The sequence below is a fragment of the Bradyrhizobium sp. Unk1 genome (assembly GCF_059512345.1).
In genome coordinates, this window is sequence record NZ_JCAMOP010000011.1 from 17,036 (window position 1) to 36,724 (window position 19,689).

The window sequence follows — 19,689 nt, forward strand, 5'->3', positions numbered from 1 at the left end:
AACATGATGGAGCGTGAGGCCGGCGCGGTGCGCTCCCTCGCCCCGTTCTTACGGGGAGAGGGTTGGGGTGAGGGGCTGCTTCGGCATAAGCGGTAGGAGTTGGACTCGCGAGAGTCCCCCTCACCCGCCGCGCTCAGGCGCGCAAGTGCGCTGCCGAGCGCGTCGGCCTCTCCCCGCAAGCGGGGCGAGGCGAAGGAAGAGTCCGCGCAAACGAGCACCACCGCCATGATGCCATCATGCCCCTGTTTTGCCCGACGGAGCAAGTGAAATTATTCGGCTATACCGAATTCAAAGCACTCACGATTTCTACTGTGCATGGGGTTGTTTTCGCGTTTTTGTTTTGCCCGCCTTGCCCAATGCCGATTGCAACTCCCCCGCATGTCGCTACGCTCACGCGGGCGACGCAACCGTTTCATCCGAGGTGATCCCATGCCGATCCAGCATTTCGCACCCCCGCCGCACGTCAAGGCGCCGCCGCTGTCCTTTGCCACGCGTGTCGGCGATCTCCTGTTCGTGTCCGGCATTCCCGGCTTCGACGGCAATGGCGCGTTGCCGGACGGTTTCGAGGCGCAGTTCGCCAACGTCGCCGTCAACATCAAGCGCGTGCTGGACGAAGCCGGCGCGACGGTCCGCGATCTCGTCAAGGTCAACGTGCTGCTCACGCGCGCTTCCGACGTCGCCGCGATGAACGCACTCTATGCCGGCGCGTTCGGCCCGCCGCCCTACCCGGCGCGCACCACCTGCGTGGTGCAGGCGCTGCCCGACCCGAAAATGCTGATCGAGATCGAGGCAATTGCATCGCTGGCGAAGTGAGCGACGTTTAGCGCGTGTGTCTTGTCGCGTGTGTCTTGGCGTATGTGTCTTGCCGGGCACTCGGCCGAACCAAGTGCGCGGCTCGCTCTGACATATCCGTGAAACGGCTGCCCCTCGGCTTGCAAAGGGTCGCCTTTTACCGCACGGATTTTCGGGTCACACATCCCCACAAGGAGATTTTCTATGCGTCGCGTTCTCGCCCTCTGTGCCGTTGCCGGCATCGCCACCTCCGCGTTTGCCGTGCCGGCTTCGGCGGCGGTCGGCTATTACGTGATCCGCTGGGACAACACCGGCATCTGCCAGGTCTGGAACGAGGACCTGAAGTACAAGCCGTTCCAGTGGGGCGCGTCGACCTACAAGATCGTCAGCAAGCCGCTCCCGACCTTCACCGCGGCTTCGGATCTCCAGATCAAGCTGCGCTCGGAGCGCCGCTGCACGCTCTGAGCGTCACGCGACGAATTTGATTTTGAGGGCGGGCCGCGCGAGCGACCCGCCCTTTTCCTTTGCAGGCGTGCGCTAGTTTTCCGGCTCAAATGACGCATTTCCTGCGCGCACGCTTTGAACCTGATCCGCCGGCGGAACTACTCACATCTTGTCCGGGGCGCATCCCCAAAAGCGCCCCACACCATCCCTCCCGTCATTGTCGGGAGGTGCATCACATCTTTCATTCGAGGAGCTGATCATGCGTCGTATTTCCGTGCTGTGCGCTGCTGCCGGTGTTGCCGTCACTGCCTTCGTCGCCGCGAGCCCTGCCGAAGCCAGCTATCACCTGATCCGCTGGCAGGACACCGGCTTCTGCCAGATCTGGGACGAGAGCATCCCGACCGCACCATGGCCCTCCGACTTTGCCCGCGTCAGCGCGACCGTGCCGACCTTCGTCGACGCACTCGTGCTGAAGGATCACGCGTTGAAGAACGGCCAGTGCACCTGGTAAAACTTCGATCGGCGGATGACGAGCGGGCAATGGCGCGATGCGTCCTTGCCCGCTCTTTTTTGTGTGCACAGAGCGGACCGCCGAGGCGCAAGCGACAGCGCGCGCTCACGCGTCCTTGTGCGCACCTGGATGGATCAGGATGTCGCGCGCGGCCGCGAGGTCGATGAAGGCCTGCGCGCTGCCACCCTGGTCGGGATGCTTGCCCTTGGCGGCGCGGCGGTAGGCCTGGTTGATGTCGTCGCAGGTGAGCTGCACGGCAAGCGGCAGGCCAAGCATCCTGCGGGCACGATCTTCGCTGGAGAGCTGCTTCGGCATGGCGTTGCGGCGGCCGAAGCGCGGCGCGGTGAGATCATGAACGACCTCGAGGATCACGCCGACGCGACGCTGGGCTGCCAGCGTGACGCTGTGATCGTCATTGTCCACGGCCTGGCGCAGCACCGGAAGCGCCTGCTCGGCTGCCTGGCGCAGCGTGGCATCCGTGCTCATGCGCACGATCTCGGCCACGAGCCGGCCCGCCTCGGCCCAGTCGGCCGGCTGCGCCGACCGCAGGCGTTCGAGAGCGAGTTTCCAGACTTCAAGCCGTCCCATCATGCGCGCAACGTTTAGCAATGAGGATCAGTATGCCAAGCCGGCCGTTTCCGCCCCCTTAATTTCGAGTTAGCCTTTCATGAAACTTCGAAACGAATCCGGGAGGAAATTGTCATGGCATTGCTCGCAAACCACATAGCCGTCGTCACGGGCGCCGGATCCGGCATCGGCCGGGCGATCGCGGTCGGCTACGCCCGCGAGGGCGCGCAAGTGGTGCTGCTCGACGTCAACGCCGACACGGTCGCGGAGGCCGCGCAGGAGATCCGCAAGGCCGGCGGCAAGGCCGAGAGCTTTGCGCTCGATGTGACGAAGCGTGACGACTGCTTTGCGCTCGCCAGCCAGGTCGCCGACAAGGTCGGGCAGGTCTCGATCCTCGTCAACAATGCCGGCATCACCCGCCGCAACGCCTTCACCGCGGACACGGAGACGGTGGCGAAGGACTGGAACGACATCATCTCGCTCAACCTCAACGGCGTCTTCAACGTGACGCAGGCGTTCCTCGCGCCGCTGCGGGCCGCCAAGGGCCGCATCGTCAATATCGGCTCGATCCAGTCCTTCGTGCATCTGCGCACGCCGAGCTCGGCGGCGTATACGACCTCGAAGCACGGCGTGCTCGGCTTCACCAAGGCGCTTGCGGTCGAGCTCGGCAAGGAAGGCGTGCGCGTCAATGCGATCGGGCCGGGCTTCATCGAGACCAACATCAACGCCAACGTGCGCGCGACCAATCCGGCGCTGGTGCAGGCCTTCGTCGATCACACCCCGCTGGCGCGCACCGGCAAGCCCGAGGACATCGTGGGCCCCGCGATCTTCCTGGCGTCGGACCTGTCGGCCTATGTCACGGGGACGATCGTGATGGTGGACGGCGGGTACCGGACGGTGTGAGCGGGGCGCGCAAAATCGGTCCGCATCGCTATGCATCCCGTGCCAATCGCGGCACCTTCGCGGCAATCCCAAGGTCAATTGGTGCGATCGCCCGCGATTAACCACTCGTTAACCAAACCCGCCCACCGTAGATCTACGGCTAGGGGGCCGTTGGTTCTCGATCGCTTCCAAAGATGGAAGCGGGCGTTGATCGGGAGGTGTGTTGATGACCACTGTTCATGTCGCTGCGTCCGATCCGGGCGCGCAATTTCTTGCCCCTAACGAAATCGTTCCGCTGTTGATCGGCGCGACCGTCGACGAAGTCGAGCGCGAGCTCGTGCTCCAAACGCTCGCACGCTGCGACGGCAACCGCACGCGCGCATCGCGCGTGCTCGGCCTGTCGGTGCGCACGTTGCGCAACAAGATCAGGATCTATGCGGCGTCCGGCATCGACGTGCCCGCGTATCACGACTAGCACGCGACGCGGGCACGATTGGTGTTGATCAAGCCCGGCGCAAGGCGCCGGCGGAATTGCTGCTGTCGTCAAACGCCGCTAAGTAGCTTGCTTCCTTAGAGGGAGTAGTGGCGTGGCAGACGATCAGGGACGGCAGGGGCCGCGTGGGCGGCAGGGCGAGCCGGGACGGCCGGGACCGCAGGGGCATCCCGGCAAGCGGGGCCGGACGGCGCGCGTGGCAAGCCGGGACCGCAGGGCAAGCCCGGGGCGGCTGGAAAGGCCGGCGCGCAGGGCAAGGCCGGCCTGCCGGGCAAGCCAGGCGAAGCCGGCGCGCGGGGCGCGGCCGGGCCGGCGGGGCCGCAAGGCCCACGCGGCGAGGCCGGACCGCCCGGCCAGCTGCCGTCAATCGAGCAGGTGCTGCCGTGGCTCGATCAACTCTTCGACGCCTGGGACGAGCGCCGCCGCCAGCGCGAGCGCGAAGCCGCCGAGCGCGAGGCGCTGGAAGCCGCCGTGCATGAGGTTGACGAGGCGATCGTCGATGACGATGCCGACGACGGCGAAGGCGACGATCACAGGAAGAAGAAGAAAAAGAAGAAGCACGGCCACAAGGACTAGGCGGGCGGAAGTTGCTTCGGTGCCCCGGAGGACTCGTCCTTGCGCGGCAGCATGCCCATGCGCTCGAACTGCCAGCGCATGGCGCGGTACCAGAGATAGCCGACCAGCGTCCCGAGCAGCGTCAGGATGACGAGGTTGACGCTGCTGTAGGAGCCGCTCCACCACATCATCCATGCGGTCCACAGCACGGTGAAGGTGACGGCACCTGCTCTGAGAGGAATAAGGGGGCGGCTCATGGTCGTGCTCCGGGCTGTCAAAACCCCGGCGCACATCATTGCAATTTGAGGCCGCTCTCACCGTGAGCCAGATCACGGAACGGACGCAGGAGACCGGCTAACCGAACCGCAGCCGCGAACGCTCCTTGGCCTTCTCCGCCTCGATCTCACGGTCCCGCGCCGTCGCATGGGTGTGCAGCGAAGCCAGGAGCTTTCGCGCGGCCTCCGACACTTCCGCGACCGCCAGCTCGAAGGCCTCTTCATTGGCCTGCGACGGCTTGTTGAAACCGGAAAGCTTGCGCACGAACTGGAGCGCACTGGCGTGGATCTCGTCCTCCGTCGCGGGCGGCTCGAAGTTGAACAGCGTCTTGATGTTGCGGCACATGCAGGCTCTCCAGTAGCGGTGTTCCCCTGAGGACGATCGGCGAGGCCGAAATCCTACATCCCGGAAGCAGCCGTGTCATAGGCAGGATCAGCCATATCTGGTCCGCGACTATTCCCCTTGCGCGCCGCACCATCGGGGAATGTTTTTCGGGGGGCGATGATGGGTCCGGTCTCGATCCTCCGTGACCAGCTGATAAGATCGCTCCAACGCGGCCGCCGACCATGAGCCGCATGGGGAGAGAAACATGAAAACGTCTTGCGCGGCGCTAGCGGCCATCCTGCTGTCCATCGCAATGCCGGCTATGGCCGCCGATTATCCAGCACCGAAGCAAGGCGACTGGATCGCCAAGGATTTCAAGTTCCACACCGGCGAGACCATGCCGGAATTGAAGCTGCACTACACCACTGTCGGCGAGCCCTCTGGCCAGCCCGTGCTGGTGCTGCACGGCACCGGCGGCTCGGGCGCGAGCATGCTGTCGCCCGCCTTCGCCGGCGAGCTGTTCGGCGCGGGACAGCCGCTCGACGCATCCAAATATTACATCATCCTCCCCGACGCGATCGGCCACGGCAAATCGTCAAAACCGTCGGACGGCATGAAGACGGGCTTCCCGACATACAATTACGACGACATGGTCGAGGCGCAGCATCGCCTCGTGAAGGAGGGCCTCGGCGTCAAGCATCTGCGGCTCGTGATCGGCAATTCGATGGGCGGCATGCAAACGTGGCTGTGGGGCGAGAAATATCCGCAGGAGATGGACGCACTGGTGCCGATGGCCTCGCAGCCGACCGAGATGGCCTCACGCAACTGGATGATGCGGCGGATCATGCTCGACACCATCCGCAACGATCCCAACTATAATGGCGGCAATTACACCAGCCAGCCGCGCGTGATGAAATACGCCATCACCGCCTACGGCATCGCCAGCATCGGCGGCACGCTCGCCTATCAGCAACAGGCGCCGTCCGCGGCGAAGGCCGACAAGATCGTCGATGAGCGGCTGGCGACACCGATCACGTCCGATGCCAATGACTTCCTCTACCAGTGGGGCTCCTCGCAAGACTACAATGCCGGCGACAAGCTCGAGCAGATCGAGGCGACGCTGCTGCTGATCAATTCCGCCGACGACGAGCGCAACCCGCCGGAGACCGGCATCACGGACGCCGCGATGAAGCGGGTCAAGAACGGCAAGCTGTATCTGATCCCCGCGAGCACCGAGACGCGCGGCCACGGCACCACCGGCAACGCGAAATTCTACGTCGAGCAGATCAGGCAATTACTGCAAACCGCGCCGCAGCGGACGATGTAGCGCGGCAGACCGCTCATATCGCAACGCATCATGTGCGGCAACTCTCACGCCGCATATTATTTGAGCATGCATTGCGCTCACAGCTCAGGCTTAATCGCATCAAGGATACGAATCGAACGCGACGCGATCGCGCGCAGTCGGCGCGCGACGCAGGGAGGAGTTCGCATGCACAGGCTCGCGCTGTGCGTTTGGCTGGCCGCGACGATGGCGCAGACGAGCGCCGCGTTCGCGTTCGACAACGGCCAATACGACCATGTGCCGCCCGACATCCGCGCCTGGTTCAAGAGCGTGATCGCGCCGAACGGCGTGCCCTGCTGCGACATCTCCGACGGCCATCGCACCGACTACGACGTGCGAGGCGGCACCTATTGGGTACCGATCGAGGGACAGTGGATGGAGGTGCCCGAGCGCGCCATCATCCGCGATCGCGGCAATCCGGTCGGCCAGGCCGTTGTGTGGTACGTTCACCACCGCGGCGCCATCATCATCAGTTGCTTCGTGCCGGCCGATGCGGTGTAGGCCATTCAGGCCTTGAGGTCTCGCCTGGGCGAGGCCTCGACATATTCGATGTCATCGCCGAAATCGTCGAGCGCGGCACGAACGGATTTGGCGTCGGCCTCGGCGACGGTGAAGATCGCGGCGAGGCTTTGCCGCTTCTGTCCCGGAAACAGGCTCTCGGCGGCATAGCCGGCATCGCCGAGCGTCTTGATGATCTTGCGCCGCCGGCGCTGATCGACATGGTCGTGGAATTTGAATTGCACGGACATGATGCAAAGCTAGCCGCTCGCGGCGCCCGATCAAGGTCGCAGAATCTATTTTTGTCCCTTTCTCGCTGGCTTCGCTTTAGATGTTTTCTTGGCAGTTTTCTTGGCAGTTTTCCTGCCCGATTTCTTGGCCAGCTTCGCGCGGCCGAGCGCAGCGGCAACATCCAGCAGGCCGGCGCCGTACTCCGAGGTAAAATCCCGTCCCCGCATCGCCGGCAGTTTGATCGCAGTCGCGATCAGACGCTTTGCAACCGCAAGCCCGGCCGCCTTGGATTTCGGCTTGTTGATGTAGACGAGCGCAGCGGCACCGGTCACATGCGGTGTTGCCATCGACGTCCCGGGCCAGGAATCGTAGCTGGTATGGTCGGCGAAGCTTGCCTTCACCCGGGGCACCGTCGACAGGATGTTGACACCCGGCGCGACCAGCTTGATGTGCTTCCCCGTATTCGAGAACGAGGCGCGCCGATGGGACTCATCGACGGCGCCAACTCCGATCGTGTCCGCGTAGCCCGCCGGATACTCCTTCGGATTGCCGTCCTCGAACTCGTTCCCCATCGCGGTGGAGATGACGACGCCGGCATTGATCAGTTCGGCGAAGGCCGTCGCTTCCGTCTTTGAATGGTCCTCGCCGCCGATGCTGAGGTTGATGACCTTGATGTTGGAATCGAGCGCGGCCGCGAGCGCCTTGCTGTAGAAATCGAAGTTGAAATTCTCGTCGTCGCCTGCCCGCCTGGGATCGTCGAACACCTTCCAGCAGTGCAACCGGCAATTGGCCAGGCCTGCGATACCGACCGAATTATTGACCACGGCCGCGATCGTGCCGCTGACATGCGTGCCATGACCGAGAAAATCACGCGCTCCGTTGCCGTCGTGCCTGTAGTCCTCGATCGCGTCTACGAGATCGGGATGTCCGGCGTCGACACCGCTATCGAGCACAGCGACATGAACCCGCCCCGCGCCTGGCCGCCGTCGATCGAACCATCTGATGGCGCGAAGCCCCCACTGCCGGATCTTCATGGGATCGGCGGCGGCACTGAGCCACCGGTTGGGAACGGGCTCGACCAGATCCACCGCCCTGGAAGCACGCAGGCGCTTCAGGACTCCCGCATCGACCTTCCCGTCCTTCAACTGCACGATCTGAAATCCGGCCAGCGCCTCCCGCGGCGGCGCCGTTGCGGAGCGTGCTAGCGAGCGATGAACCGCGGCCAAAGCCATCGCCTGGGGCTGCGCGGCTGCCTCATCGCCGCCGACCACGAACAGCGGCTTCATCGATTGAAGTCCGAAATTGTCGCGCAGGAAATCAATCGGACCTCTGACGTCGTCGGGCATCGCAGCCATCAGCGCGCGTGACGTTGTCGCCTGAAGCGAGGCTGCCGCGATCTGCCGGACAGCGGCCGGCTTCAACCGAACGATCAATTGTCCCGGGACATGCTTGCGACGGCGCGGCCGATCGCCCGCGACCCGCATTGCCTGCGTTGGGGCCATGACGAATTCCTTGCTTGAAAAGCAACAAAATACGACACCCGTTATAAGCGAAATTTCTGGCCTACGCCACCTGCGCCATGCCGTGGCTACGCCGGGCCGCACTTGCTATTTCGGGGGATAGCGGCCGAGCCGGAGAATGCTATCCTGCGCCCCTCAATCAGGGAGACCTTCGTGACCGATCTTTGCGCCGAAGACCTCGCCACCATCTATGCGAAACCGAGCCCGCGCGTGATCGCAAAGGCCCGTCCCGCGATCGATGCGCATGCGAAGAAATTCATCGAGATGTCGCCGTTCTGCGTGCTTGCAACGTCAGGCGTCGACGGCAGCGTCGATGCATCGCCGCGCGGCGGAGGGGTTGGCTTCGTCCATGTCGGCGGCCCCAACCAATTGCTGATGCCCGACCGTTCCGGCAACAACCGGATCGACAGTTTTCGCAACGTCGTCGAAGGCTCGGGCTTCGTGCATCTGTTGTTCTTCGTCCCCGGCATCGACGAGACGCTGCGCGTCGGCGGACGCGGCACGCTCTCGGCCGATCCGGATCTGCTCGCATCGATGGTGGAATTCGGCAAGCCTCCGCGCGCGGTGCTGAACGTCGCGGTCAGCGAAGTCTATTTCCACTGCGGCAAGGCGCTGATGCGCTCGAAGCTGTGGTCACCGGAGAAGGTGCAGCGGTCGGTGATGCCGAGCATCGGCCAGGTCATTCACGACCAGACCGGCCTGGGGGAGCCGGAGAGCCAGGAGATCGTCGAGGAGCGCTACAAGACGCAGCTGTAGCTCTGGCACCAACCACAGTGTCGTCCCGGACAAGCGAAGCGCAGATCCGGGACCCATAGCCACAGGAAATGGTTTGGCGAAGACTCGGAGTTACCAGCTCGCGCCGCAATTACTCCCTGTGGTTATGGGTCCCCGCGCCCCGTGCGCAATTGCGCACTAGGGGGGACGACACCGAGTATGCGGCTAACGCCGGAGCTTAGTGCCCCTCGCCCTCAAGCCCGCCGACGTGCTTCTGGGTGTAGAGTTCGAGACCGATGCGGCCGATCAGGTCAAGCTGGGTTTCGAGGAAATCGATGTGGTGCTCCTCGTCGCTCATCAGCTTCTCGAACAGGTCGCGCGTGACGTAGTCCTTGGCGCTGTTGCAATAGCCGGCGGCCTCCTGGTAGAGCGCCCGCGCGCTCATCTCGGCGGCGAGATCGCACTCGATGATCTCCTTGACGTTCTGGCCGATGCGCAAGGGGTCGAGCACCTGCATGTTCGGGAAGCCGTCGAAGAACAGGATCCGCTCAGTGAGCTTGTCGGCGTGCTCCATCTCCTCGATGGACTCCTTGCGCCAGACCTTGGCCATGTCCCGCAGGCCCCAATTGTCGAGGAAGCGGTAGTGCAGCCAGTATTGGTTGATTGCAGTCAGCTCGTGGCGCAGCGCCTTGTTGAGATAGTCGATGACTTTTGCGTCGCCCTGCATGATGCACTCCAAATCTTGCGTCCAAATCGGCCCTAACCGACTTTAGAACGCTTCTAAGTCAGTTTAAGGACGAGGGCAACCGGCTACGGAGACGCAGCCGGGGGAAAAGCTCAGCCGAAATTGCGGAAGTTTTCAGCAGGCCGCGAGGGCGAACTGGGCGAGCTCGGCGGTCTCGTCATTGGCGGCCGCGGTATGGCTGTGCGGGCAACCGGAGCAGCAGGACTTGGCACAGGGGCCGAGCGCTTCGTCGATGATGGTCTTGATGGTACGGGCGCAGCGGCCGCATTCGGCGCTACAGCCGAGGCATCCATAGACCTGCTTGGCATGACGGACGGCGTCGTCAGACTCGGCCACGGCGGCGCGGATGTCGTCATCGCTCAGCACGTTACAGGAACAAACGATCATGGAAGCGGCGGGCCCTTCGGTGATGCACCATCATCGATATTTAAGGGCCCGTCCGGATGCAAAGGGAAAAACCGGTATTTGAAGCTATTCCAAACTGGCCGGGAAACAGCCTAGAACGGCTCTAAAATAGGGTGTTGCGCTGGATCAAGATTTTGGCGGACCTAGTCACCGCCACCACCTCCACCACCATCGCCGCCACCTCCGCAATCCCCGCCATTGCTACCGCTATCGCTGCTGGAACAGCTGTCGCTCGAGCTCCCCGAGCTGTCACCAGAGAACCAGCTCCCTAGCGAGAAGCCGTCGCTGGCCCCTGAACCGTCGCCGCCACTCCCTCCGTCATTGCCAGCACCCGCCCGCGAGCGCCGGCCGCGGTTCTGCAGATGGGTGAACCAGCCATAGCCGATCGCGAAAATGACCCCGGCAGCGATCAAAGTATTCATCATCGCGTTGCCCATCGTCGTCTCCCTCGCGGACCTGCGATCCATTCATTGGTCGCCCCCGGCGAAGGTGCCGTTCATTGATCATTCAAGCGAAGTATGGAACTTTACCCCCAAAGAGTTCCCGCCTGTTCGTGCGAAAGGTCAAGCCAATGAAGAAGTCGCTCCTGACGGTCGTCGCCGTCGCCACCCTGGCCCTCATGGCCGGGACACCGGCCCAAGCTCAGCGTGGTGTCGCCGCCGGCGTGGCCGCCGGGATCATCGGTGGCGCCATTGTGGGCGGCGCGCTGGCCTCTCCGTATTATTACGGACCCGGCCCGGGCTACTCCTATGGCCCCGGCTATTACCCGCCCCGCTACTACGCGCCGGGTCCCGGCTATGTCGCGGACGACTATTACGGTGACGGCTGCGTCTGGCAGCGGCAGCGCTTCTGGGATGGCTACGCCTGGCGCACCCGCCGCGTCAGAGTCTGTGGCTGAGACGCGCTGAACCGGTTCACAACGGATGCGCCGTTCATCTCCGGGCCCGAAAAAGACCGCTTTTTCTCGTCACAGCTCCGTGCGCGTTTACCGTGGATTGACCAATTGCGCGCTTCCTAGCTGCACGGTCGATTTCATCAGAGTGTGCGTGAACCTTTGAAACCCCGACGCTCCTAACAAGGGACGTCCATCTCCCAGGAGAGCCAAGAGCATGAAGAAGACTTTTGTTGCCGCCCTCACGGTTGCGACGATCGCCGGTTCGCTGGTGACCGCTGCTCCGTCCGCGAAGGCCCATGACGGCGTCGGCGCCGGCATCGCAGCCGGCCTGATCGGTGGCGCCATCGTCGGCGGCGCCATCGCATCGAGCCGTCCCGCCTATGGCGGACCGGTCTACGTGGCCGAGCCCCCGCCGCCCGCGCCCTGCTACTGGCAGCGCCAACGCTATTGGGACGGTTACGGCTGGGTCGTCCGCCCGGTTCGCGTTTGCTACTGATCTGATCGCAAGATCCGATCGCATGGCGCATCCGCGCCGCGATCGAAGCCCGGCCGAGCACCTCGGCCGGGCTTTTTCTTTGGTGAAGCGTTAAGGCCGCTACCGCGCCGCCTGGATCGAGCGCAGCACCTCTTCGCTCGGCCAGCAATCGACCTTGAGGCCTGCCGACTTCTGGTAGGCGCCGAGCGCCGCGCGCGTCTGCATCCCGGCCTTGCCGTCGATCTTGTCCTTGTAGAGCCCGACGCGCGTGAGCCCGCGCTGCATGGTCTCGACGTCCTTGGTGCGCAACTGCCTGGAGGCCGCCCATTGCGTCGCGAACGGCAGCGGGCTCGTCATGCGGTCGGCGAGATGGCCGACGAACAGCACGTAGAGGTCGGAGAAATTGTACTCCTTGATGACGAAGTAGTTCTTCGTCGTCAGGAACGACGGGCCGTAAATGCCTTCCGGCTGCAGCAGCGAGGCCGGCTGCGCCTGCTCGGCAGCGCTCAGCTTCTCGCCACGCACCGGCACAAAACCTTCGCGCAGCCACTGGCCGATCGGCTTCGTCACCTCGGGCACGCCGCTGGTGCAATCGACCTTGGCCGGCGCCTGCACCTCGTAAGCCCAGCGCACGCCGCTCTGCCAGCCCTTGTTGACGAGCTGCTGCGCGGCCGAGGCCAGCGCATCCGGCACCGAATGCCAGATGTCGATGCGGCCGTCGCCGTCGAAGTCGACACCGTGCTTGTAATATTCGGACGGCAGGAATTGCGTGAGCCCGGTGGCGCCCGCCCAGGATGAGCGCATGTCCTTGCGCGTCACCACGCCCTCGCCGAGGATCTTCAGCGAGAGGATGAACTCGTTGCGATAGGTATCCTTGCGACGCCCGACATAGGCCTGCGTCGCCAGCACGCGCACGAGATCGTAAGGCAGCGTATAGCGGCCGTAATCGGTCTCACGGCCCCAGATCGCGAGCATCACCGTCGCCGGCACACCGGATTTCTTTTCGATCTCGCTGAGCGCCGGACGATATTTTTGCAGCAGCCGTTGCCCCTCCCCCGCAAGCCGCGCGATCGATGCTTCCTTGACGTAGTCGGCAGGCACCTGCACGAACTCGGCCTGCGACGGCGCACCGGTGGCCGGACGTCCCGGCAGAATCAGATCGGGCAGCTTGTAGTCGGGCTCGAGCCCGCGCGTCTGCTGGTCGAACGTCGCGCGCGATACGCCGGCGGCCTGCGCCTCCGGCCAGAGCGAGGCGATGAACTGCGTGAAGGCGGCGTCGGCAGCGCGGGCGGGCGACAGGCCGCAGATGATCGTGATCACCGCAGCTATGAGCGCCCGTCGCATCATGCCGAAATCACCGCGTCAACTTCTTGTACTTCACGCGGTGCGGAATGATGCTGTCCTGGCCCAGGCGGCGCATCTTGTCCTTCTCGTAGTCCTGGAAGTTGCCTTCGAACCATTCGACGTGGCTGTCGCCTTCGAAGGCCAGGATGTGGGTCGCGATGCGATCGAGGAACCAGCGGTCATGGCTGATGATGACGGCGCAGCCGGCAAAATCCTCCAGCGCCTCTTCGAGCGCGCGCAGCGTGTCGACGTCGAGATCGTTGGTCGGTTCGTCGAGCAGCAGCACGTTGGCGCCGGACTTCAGCATTTTTGCCAGATGCACGCGGTTGCGCTCACCGCCGGAGAGCGCACCGACCTTCTTCTGCTGGTCGGCACCCTTGAAGTTGAACGACGAGCAATAGCCGCGCGAGTTCACTTCCTTCTTGCCGAGCAGGATCAGCTCGTTGCCGCCGGAAATCTCCTCCCAAACGTTCTTGCTGCCGTCGAGCGCGTCGCGCGACTGGTCGACATAACCGAGATGCACGGTCTCGCCGACCGTGATGGTGCCCTTGTCCGGCGTTTCCTGCTTGGTGATCATCTTGAACAGCGTGGTCTTGCCGGCGCCGTTGGCGCCGATCACGCCGACGATGCCGCCGGGCGGCAGCTTGAAGGTAAGATCGTCGATCAGAAGGCGATCGCCATAGCCTTTGCTGAGCGTTTCGAAATCGACCACGTTGGCGCCGAGCCGCTCGGCGACGGGAATGATGATCTGCGCGGTCTGGGTCTGCTTCTCGCTCGCCTGCTTGAGCAGATCCTCGTAGCGCTGGTAGCGCGCCTTGGATTTGGCCTGACGCGCCTTCGGCGAGGACGCGACCCATTCCTGCTCGCGCGCGATCGTCTTCTGATGCGCGGCGTCCTCGCGGCCTTCCTGCTCGAGCCGCTTCTGCTTCTGCACCAGCCAGGACGAGTAGTTGCCCTCGTAGGGAATTCCCTTGCCGCGGTCGAGCTCAAGAATCCAGCTCGTGACGTTGTCGAGGAAGTAGCGGTCGTGGGTGACGATCAGGATCGCGCCGGGATAGTTGCGCAGATGGCCTTCCAGCCAAGACACGGACTCGGCGTCGAGATGGTTGGTCGGTTCGTCGAGCAGCAACAGTTCGGGCTGGTCGAGCAGCAGCTTGCACAGCGCGACGCGGCGGCGCTCACCGCCGGAAAGTTTCGTGACGTCGGCATCGTCGGGCGGACAGCGCAGCGCGTCCATCGCCTGGTCGACCTTGCTGTCGAGATCCCAGAGGCCCTGGGCCTCGATCTCGTCCTGCAGCTTGGTCATCTCGTCGGCGGTTTCTTCCGAATAGTTCATCGCCAGCTCGTTGTAGCGATCGAGAATGGCCTTCTGCTTGGCGACACCAAGCATGACGTTCTCGCGCACGGAGAGCGTCGGATCGAGATGCGGTTCCTGCTCGAGATAGCCGACGCGGGCGCCCTGGGCGACCCAGGCCTCGCCGTTATACTCCTTGTCGAGGCCGGCCATGATCTTGAGCAGCGTCGACTTGCCCGAGCCGTTGACGCCGAGCACGCCGATCTTGGCGTCCGGGTAGAACGACAGATGAATGTTATCGAGCACCTTCCGGGTCGGGTAGCTCTTGGTCAGGCCCTGCATGAAATAGATGAACTGGCGCGCCATCGGTCCCGTGAAACCTTCGATTTGAGGAAATTTGCTTGCCGCCGATGTAACGATCCCGCCCCCAAAGGGCAATGTTTTCCCTCCGTTCACCACGGATCAATACGGAATGGACACCATCCGGCCGCCGATCCGGACAATTGAAACCATTTTTTAATAAAGTGGGCCAAAGCTCGTCATGGCGCCGAAAAAGACGCCACCCGCGGCAGAAGCGGCGGGGAGAACAGCGAGGCCGCAGCATGGCTCTGATCGAGACCACTTCCATCGGCGTTCCGACGCGAGCCGGTAGCGCTTCCGGGCTCGTCACGGAGATCAAGGGCTTCTGGAGGCGCTTCTTCACCACCGCTTTCAACCCTTACCGCCCCGAGCTGCACTACATGCGTGGTCCCGGCCCCGCCTGGCGCGCCAAGCACGGCATGGATACGCCGTTCCGCCTCAAGCCCCGCGACCTCTGAACCTCTTCGCTCCTACCGGATTTTTGAACACGTCAGCTGCTTGCGCGCAGGCGTGATTGCGCGCAACCATGGCCAGGTTCTGACGATGGCGCCCCCCGCCTGGCGCCGTTACCTCTCGCCATGGATGAACGCTGATGACGCGGCTGCGCTGTGCAATTCTCGACGACTATTTCAACCTCGCCCTCGACGTCGCCGACTGGCAAAAACTGTCCGACCGCGTCGACGTCACCGTGTTCAGCCATCCCTTTGCCTCGGAGCAGGCCGCGGCGAGCGCGCTGGCCGATTTCGAGATCATCTGCGCGATGCGCGAGCGCACGGCGTTCCCCAAGAGCCTGTTCGCGTCGCTGCCGAAGCTGAAGCTGCTTTTGACCTCCGGCATGCGCAACGCCTCGATCGACATGGAGGCCGCGAAGGCGCAAGGCGTTGCCATCGGCGGCACGCAATACTCCCGCGATCCGACCGCGCCGCTGACGATGGGCCTGATCCTCGAACTGACCCGCGGCATCGGCCGGGAGAACGCGCGCATGCATGCGGGCGAGCCCTGGCAGAGCTTTGCCGGTGTCGAGATCGAGGGACTGACGCTCGGCGTCGTCGGGCTCGGCAAGCTCGGCAGCAAGATGGCGAGTATCGCGAAAACATTCGGCATGAACGTGATCGCCTGGAGCCCGAACCTCACGCCGGAGAAGTGCGCGGCGGCCGGCGTCGGCTACGCCACCAAGGAGGAGCTGTTCGCCAAGGCCGACATCGTCACCATCCATGTGGTGCTGAGCGATCGTTCGCGCGGACTGGTCGGAGCTGCCGATCTCGCGCGGATGAAGCCGACGGCCTACCTCGTCAACACCGCGCGCGGTCCGATCGTGGATGAGCAGGCGCTGCTGGATGCCTTGCAGCAGCGGAAGATCGCGGGCGCCGGCATCGACGTGTTCTCGGTCGAGCCGCTGCCGGTCGACCATCCCTTCCGCAAACTCGACAATCTCGTGCTGACGCCACATCTCGGCTACGCCACCGAGGACGGCTTGCGCATGCATTACGGGCAGATGGTCGAGGCGATCGACGCCTTCACCGGGGGTCGCGAGCTGCCGCGCAAGCTGGCCTGAAACGAAAAGGGCGTGCCGACGGCACGCCCTTCGCGATTTGAACTGTTTCGAAGCGCTTAGCGCACGGTGACCGGCGCGGGCAGCGGCGGCACCACGGTCGGCTGGGTACCCGGGACGGGGCCAGCCTGCGCGGCCATCGGAGCCGGACCGGCAGCGCCCGGCGTCGGCGCAGCGGAGGCAGTCGCCGTTCCCGGCGGCGGACCACCCGGCATCACCACCACGCGAGTGCCGACCTTGACGCGGTCGAACAGGTCGGAGACGTCCTCGTTCAGCATGCCGATGCAGCCCGACGACACGAACTTGCCGATCGTCGAAGGCTGATTGGTGCCGTGGATGCGGTAGACGGTCGAGCCGAGATACATCGCGCGCGCGCCGAGCGGATTGCCGGGGCCGCCGGCCATGAAGCGCGGCAGATAGGGCTGGCGCTCGATCATCTCGGTCGGCGGATGCCAATCCGGCCATTCGGCCTTGCGGGTGATCTTCTGCACGCCGGTCCAGGTGAAACCGTCGCGGCCGACGCGGACGCCGTAGCGGATCGCACGGCCGCCTCCGAGCACGTAATAGAGATAGGTGTTCGGGGTATCGACAATGAGCGTTCCAGCCGGCTCCTTGGTCGCCAGCGAGACTTCCTGGCGGCGCAGGTTCGGCGACAACTGCGCCGGGGCAGCGTCGGGCTGCTCCTCGGGCGGCAGCGAAGCGATCGCCATCGGCCGGCCATCGTTGCCCACGGGCGGCTGGCCGGATTGAACCGTTCCGGTCGCGGCGGGACCACCGACAGCCTCCGGCGGACGCAGGCCGTCCCTGCCGGGTGCCTGACCCGGGCGATCGGCATAGATCACCGCGGGCGGCCCAGCGGGGCGGCCGTAGCGGGGATCGTCGGGCGACATCACGGGACCCTGCGGCGCAGCCGAATAGACCGGCGGAGCGCCAGCCGGACGGCCATAGCGCGGATCATCGGGCGACATCACCGGCCCCTGCGGCGGGGCGGCGGAATAGACCGGCGGTGGGCCAGCCGGGCGGCCGTAGCGCGGATCGTCGGCCGGACCGGGCGGCGGCAGCGACGCCTGCGGCATCGCGTCGTCTTCATCGTCCAGCGAGTCGAAACTCGGCGTGCGGTCGCCGGGGCGATATTCGGCCGGAGCGCCATAGCTCGGCGCCTGCTGGACCGGATAGCTCTGAGCCTGTGCGAGCGAGGTTCCCGCCGCAGCGACTGTTGCGGCAGCGCATATCGTCAGAAAATGTTTGATCATCATCGCTCTTGTATAGTCCCCGAGCCCATCCGGACCGTTAACGGCCAGATGACCGAAGATAGCGGCACATTCAAGACATTACAGGCTGATTTGTGCCTGAGTTAGCGATTTGTGATGCAAGTACACACAGTTGCCCCGTTGCATCACGGGGCGGAAATCGCATCTGGCCGTAGATTGCCGGAGTCTCCGGCCCCGAATTTAAGGGAACGGCGCGGAGGCGTTGCGATATGTTCGAATCAGCCTGATTCGTCTCCGCTTTGAGCTTTCGTCCCGGCGTGGCGAACGGCAATCAGTACCGTCACCGCGTTCAGATGGCTCTTGGGTCCCGGCCGCCACCCGCCGGGGCGGAAATTCGCAACCCGTCCGATGCTTCCCGGCTTTCGCTTCCTGTTTGCCGCGATCCTGCTGTCAACCTCCATCCTGGTGTTCGGCCTAGGTGCCGCCGCGCTGCTGCGGGCCACCCACGAGCAGTATGTCAGCAACCCCTCCTGGCGGAACGGCCCGCAAGAGAAGGTGTTTGCGCGAGGCCCGGAGCCGGCCCAGCCGGTGCTCGCGGCGCTCCGCGCCGAGCCGGAGGCGGCCGCCGAGCCCACGCCATCGCTGCGCGACCGGGTGCCGACCATCGGCTTGCCGGCGAACGAGCCCGAACAGGTGGCCGCACTGACGACCGAGGCCGACGTGCCGCCGCAGGTTTCCGAGGCCGCGCCTCCGGCCGCCGAACCGGTGCAGGCCGAGGCCACGCCGGAAGCCATCGCGCCGGCTCCTGCCGACACGCTCACCCCGGCCGACACCACGGCATCGATCCCCGAGGCCGCGCCTGCCATAACCGCCAGCGAACCGGCGCCGGCTGATCCCGGTGCGGCCCTCGCCTCCCCGGCGCCCGACATTGCCCCGGCCAAGGTGGCCGCGCTGAACGATCCGGCGGCGCCGGCCTTGAAGGATGCACCGGCGAAGGCCAAGGGGGACGCGAAGGCGGACAGCCGCGCCTCGGACAGCAGCGCCCCGGACAGCAAGGCGACCAAGCGCCAGGCGAAGGCGAAGAAGCGGCACCGCATGGTGCGGCGTCCTCCGCCTCAGCAGTTGCGGCAGAGCTATGATCCGTTCGGCCAGCAGCAGATGCTGGCGACAACGGCCACGCGCACGCGCTGAACTTTCTTCACCTCTCCCCGCAAGAGCGGGGCGAGTGAGCGCACCGTCCGCGCAATTATCTCACGCCGGCCCGGTCGCGACCGGCGGGCCGCCGGCCTGGCCCCATTCCGACCACGAGCCGTCATAGAGCGCGGTGTCGGTGATGCCGAGGCGATAGAGTGCGAGCGTCAGCACGCCGGCGGACACGCCCGAGCCGCAGCTCGTCACGATCGGCGCATCGAGCTCGACGCCGGCATTCGCGAAGGCGGCACGGAGGTCGTCGAGCGGCTTCATGGTGCCGGTCGCGGCATCGAACAGCTGATTGTAGGGCACGTTGCGGGCCCCGGGGATGTGGCCAGAGCGGATGCCCGCGCGCGGCTCGGGCGCGCGGCCCTCGAAGCGGTCGGCGGCGCGTGCGTCGATCACCTGCTCCTTGCTGCTTTCGACGTTGGCGATGAGCTGCTGCATGCTGCGCACGCGTTTTGAATCGTAGCTCGCCTTAAACGTCGCGGGCTTCGGCTTCACCTCGCCGCTCTCGACCGGACGCCCCTCGGCGCGCCACTTCTTCAGCCCGCCATTGAGAATGCGCACATTGCTGTGGCCAAAGGCCAGGAACATCCACCAGGCTCGGGGCGCAGCGACCCAGCCGCCGGCATCGTAGAGCACGACGGTGTCGGTATTGGAGATGCCGAGTTGGCCTGCGTCACGGCCGAACTGCTCGGCGCTCGGATACATATGGGGCAGCGGGTTGGAATGATCCGACACCGCGTCGACGTCGAAGAACACCGCGCCCGGCAGATGCGCGGCGAGATAGTCGTCCTTCGGCAGCGGCAGCACGCCCGGCAGCTTGAAGCTGGCGTCGAGGATCTTGACGTTGCCGTCGCCAATGTGGGCGGCGAGCCATTCGGTGGAGACGAGGGGGTCGGTGGGCATTGGCTTTTCCTTGCAGTCATTCCGGTGCGCGTAGCGCGAGCGAGGTTGATACAGCGCGCGTCAAACTCCGCTGTCATCGCCCGGCTCGACCGGGCGATCCAGTACCCCGAGACGGTTGTGATTCAACCGATAGGCCGCGGCGTACTGGATTCC

General features: G+C 64.8%; 25 protein-coding genes and 1 pseudogene. 14 read left to right on the forward strand and 12 right to left on the reverse strand.

Features of this window, described 5'->3' with window-relative positions; translation table 11 throughout:
* Positions 1-429 precede the first annotated feature (429 nt).
* From AC5ZFO_RS15675 to AC5ZFO_RS15685, 3 genes are all read left to right on the forward strand, one after another.
* Positions 430-813: a RidA family protein gene (locus AC5ZFO_RS15675; RefSeq protein WP_282525569.1), complete on the forward strand. Its 384-nt coding sequence runs from the start codon at positions 430-432 to the stop codon at positions 811-813.
* A 183-nt stretch (positions 814-996) separates the two neighbouring features.
* Complete coding sequence (locus AC5ZFO_RS15680; protein WP_282525570.1) at positions 997-1,257, forward strand: hypothetical protein; 261 nt, start codon at positions 997-999, stop codon at positions 1,255-1,257.
* A gap of 238 nt (positions 1,258-1,495) precedes the next feature.
* The gene (locus AC5ZFO_RS15685) at positions 1,496-1,747 is read left to right on the forward strand and encodes a hypothetical protein (RefSeq protein ID WP_282525571.1); all 252 of its coding nucleotides are present in this window, start codon (positions 1,496-1,498) and stop codon (positions 1,745-1,747) included.
* 105 nt (positions 1,748-1,852) lie between these two features.
* Here the strand turns inward: AC5ZFO_RS15685 and AC5ZFO_RS15690 are convergent, their stop codons facing one another.
* Positions 1,853-2,338: a J domain-containing protein gene (locus AC5ZFO_RS15690; RefSeq protein ID WP_282525572.1), complete on the reverse strand. Its 486-nt coding sequence runs from the start codon at positions 2,336-2,338 to the stop codon at positions 1,853-1,855.
* A 111-nt stretch (positions 2,339-2,449) separates the two neighbouring features.
* Here AC5ZFO_RS15690 and AC5ZFO_RS15695 point away from each other — a divergent pair, with 111 nt between their 5' ends.
* The 3 genes and pseudogenes from AC5ZFO_RS15695 (at position 2,450) to AC5ZFO_RS15705 (ending at position 4,265) form a co-directional block, all read left to right on the forward strand.
* Positions 2,450-3,217, forward strand: coding sequence for an SDR family NAD(P)-dependent oxidoreductase (locus AC5ZFO_RS15695; protein WP_282525573.1), 768 nt, complete (start codon positions 2,450-2,452; stop codon positions 3,215-3,217).
* A gap of 205 nt (positions 3,218-3,422) precedes the next feature.
* Positions 3,423-3,671, forward strand: coding sequence for a helix-turn-helix domain-containing protein (locus tag AC5ZFO_RS15700; RefSeq protein WP_014492884.1), 249 nt, complete (start codon positions 3,423-3,425; stop codon positions 3,669-3,671).
* Between the two features lie 112 nt (positions 3,672-3,783).
* Positions 3,784-4,265 (forward strand): annotated as a pseudogene (locus AC5ZFO_RS15705) (collagen-like protein).
* On the opposite strand, the gene AC5ZFO_RS15710 reads toward AC5ZFO_RS15705, so the two are convergent.
* Together AC5ZFO_RS15710 and AC5ZFO_RS15715 are read right to left on the reverse strand one after the other, a co-directional pair.
* A complete protein-coding gene (locus AC5ZFO_RS15710; protein WP_282525575.1) occupies positions 4,262-4,501 on the reverse strand; it encodes a hypothetical protein in 240 nt (79 codons plus the stop codon). The pseudogene AC5ZFO_RS15705 and the gene AC5ZFO_RS15710 sit on opposite strands and share 4 nt — an antisense overlap.
* A gap of 97 nt (positions 4,502-4,598) precedes the next feature.
* Positions 4,599-4,865, reverse strand: a complete 267-nt coding sequence (locus AC5ZFO_RS15715) for a DUF2277 domain-containing protein (RefSeq protein WP_496122221.1) — start codon at positions 4,863-4,865, stop codon at positions 4,599-4,601.
* 244 nt (positions 4,866-5,109) lie between these two features.
* Between AC5ZFO_RS15715 and AC5ZFO_RS15720 the strand changes: the two genes are divergently transcribed.
* Entirely contained in the window at positions 5,110-6,171 is a 1,062-nt protein-coding gene (locus tag AC5ZFO_RS15720) for an alpha/beta fold hydrolase (RefSeq protein ID WP_282525577.1), read from the forward strand.
* Positions 6,172-6,336: 165 nt separating this feature from the next.
* A complete protein-coding gene (locus tag AC5ZFO_RS15725) occupies positions 6,337-6,690 on the forward strand; it encodes a hypothetical protein (protein ID WP_028152315.1) in 354 nt (117 codons plus the stop codon).
* Between the two features lie 5 nt (positions 6,691-6,695).
* Here AC5ZFO_RS15725 and AC5ZFO_RS15730 read toward each other — a convergent pair whose 3' ends face one another.
* Positions 6,696-6,938 (reverse strand): hypothetical protein, encoded by a 243-nt coding sequence (locus tag AC5ZFO_RS15730; RefSeq protein WP_282525578.1) that lies wholly within the window; start codon positions 6,936-6,938, stop codon positions 6,696-6,698.
* Positions 6,939-6,983: 45 nt separating this feature from the next.
* Entirely contained in the window at positions 6,984-8,420 is a 1,437-nt protein-coding gene (locus tag AC5ZFO_RS15735) for a S8 family peptidase (RefSeq protein WP_282525579.1), read from the reverse strand.
* A gap of 171 nt (positions 8,421-8,591) precedes the next feature.
* On the opposite strand from AC5ZFO_RS15735, the gene AC5ZFO_RS15740 reads away from it, so the two are divergent.
* A complete protein-coding gene (locus tag AC5ZFO_RS15740; protein ID WP_282525580.1) occupies positions 8,592-9,194 on the forward strand; it encodes an MSMEG_1061 family FMN-dependent PPOX-type flavoprotein in 603 nt (200 codons plus the stop codon).
* Between the two features lie 196 nt (positions 9,195-9,390).
* Here AC5ZFO_RS15740 and bfr read toward each other — a convergent pair whose 3' ends face one another.
* The 3 genes from bfr to AC5ZFO_RS15755 all read right to left on the reverse strand — a co-directional run bounded on the left by bfr (position 9,391) and on the right by AC5ZFO_RS15755 (position 10,739).
* Positions 9,391-9,879: a bacterioferritin gene (gene bfr, locus AC5ZFO_RS15745; RefSeq protein WP_092021671.1), complete on the reverse strand. Its 489-nt coding sequence runs from the start codon at positions 9,877-9,879 to the stop codon at positions 9,391-9,393.
* 132 nt (positions 9,880-10,011) lie between these two features.
* Positions 10,012-10,284, reverse strand: coding sequence for a (2Fe-2S)-binding protein (locus AC5ZFO_RS15750; RefSeq protein ID WP_282525581.1), 273 nt, complete (start codon positions 10,282-10,284; stop codon positions 10,012-10,014).
* Positions 10,285-10,445: 161 nt separating this feature from the next.
* Positions 10,446-10,739, reverse strand: a complete 294-nt coding sequence (locus tag AC5ZFO_RS15755; RefSeq protein ID WP_282525582.1) for a hypothetical protein — start codon at positions 10,737-10,739, stop codon at positions 10,446-10,448.
* A 134-nt stretch (positions 10,740-10,873) separates the two neighbouring features.
* Between AC5ZFO_RS15755 and AC5ZFO_RS15760 the strand changes: the two genes are divergently transcribed.
* Together AC5ZFO_RS15760 and AC5ZFO_RS15765 are read left to right on the forward strand one after the other, a co-directional pair.
* Positions 10,874-11,200, forward strand: a complete 327-nt coding sequence (locus tag AC5ZFO_RS15760) for a hypothetical protein (protein WP_282525596.1) — start codon at positions 10,874-10,876, stop codon at positions 11,198-11,200.
* A gap of 211 nt (positions 11,201-11,411) precedes the next feature.
* Positions 11,412-11,693 (forward strand): hypothetical protein, encoded by a 282-nt coding sequence (locus tag AC5ZFO_RS15765; RefSeq protein WP_028156296.1) that lies wholly within the window; start codon positions 11,412-11,414, stop codon positions 11,691-11,693.
* Between the two features lie 99 nt (positions 11,694-11,792).
* Here AC5ZFO_RS15765 and AC5ZFO_RS15770 read toward each other — a convergent pair whose 3' ends face one another.
* Both AC5ZFO_RS15770 and ettA read right to left on the reverse strand, forming a co-directional pair.
* Positions 11,793-13,019, reverse strand: coding sequence for a lytic murein transglycosylase (locus AC5ZFO_RS15770; RefSeq protein ID WP_282525583.1), 1,227 nt, complete (start codon positions 13,017-13,019; stop codon positions 11,793-11,795).
* Positions 13,020-13,026: 7 nt separating this feature from the next.
* Complete coding sequence (gene ettA, locus AC5ZFO_RS15775) at positions 13,027-14,676, reverse strand: energy-dependent translational throttle protein EttA (protein WP_282525584.1); 1,650 nt, start codon at positions 14,674-14,676, stop codon at positions 13,027-13,029.
* Positions 14,677-14,912: 236 nt separating this feature from the next.
* On the opposite strand from ettA, the gene AC5ZFO_RS15780 reads away from it, so the two are divergent.
* Both AC5ZFO_RS15780 and AC5ZFO_RS15785 read left to right on the forward strand, forming a co-directional pair.
* A complete protein-coding gene (locus AC5ZFO_RS15780) occupies positions 14,913-15,128 on the forward strand; it encodes a hypothetical protein (protein WP_282525585.1) in 216 nt (71 codons plus the stop codon).
* A 134-nt stretch (positions 15,129-15,262) separates the two neighbouring features.
* Positions 15,263-16,225: a D-2-hydroxyacid dehydrogenase family protein gene (locus AC5ZFO_RS15785; RefSeq protein WP_282525586.1), complete on the forward strand. Its 963-nt coding sequence runs from the start codon at positions 15,263-15,265 to the stop codon at positions 16,223-16,225.
* Positions 16,226-16,281: 56 nt separating this feature from the next.
* Here the strand turns inward: AC5ZFO_RS15785 and AC5ZFO_RS15790 are convergent, their stop codons facing one another.
* Entirely contained in the window at positions 16,282-17,475 is a 1,194-nt protein-coding gene (locus tag AC5ZFO_RS15790; RefSeq protein WP_282525587.1) for a L,D-transpeptidase family protein, read from the reverse strand.
* Between the two features lie 366 nt (positions 17,476-17,841).
* Here AC5ZFO_RS15790 and AC5ZFO_RS15795 point away from each other — a divergent pair, with 366 nt between their 5' ends.
* Positions 17,842-18,624 (forward strand): hypothetical protein, encoded by a 783-nt coding sequence (locus AC5ZFO_RS15795; RefSeq protein WP_282525588.1) that lies wholly within the window; start codon positions 17,842-17,844, stop codon positions 18,622-18,624.
* Between the two features lie 60 nt (positions 18,625-18,684).
* Here the strand turns inward: AC5ZFO_RS15795 and sseA are convergent, their stop codons facing one another.
* Positions 18,685-19,536, reverse strand: a complete 852-nt coding sequence (gene sseA, locus AC5ZFO_RS15800; RefSeq protein ID WP_282525589.1) for a 3-mercaptopyruvate sulfurtransferase — start codon at positions 19,534-19,536, stop codon at positions 18,685-18,687.
* Between the last annotated feature and the right edge of the window lie 153 nt (positions 19,537-19,689).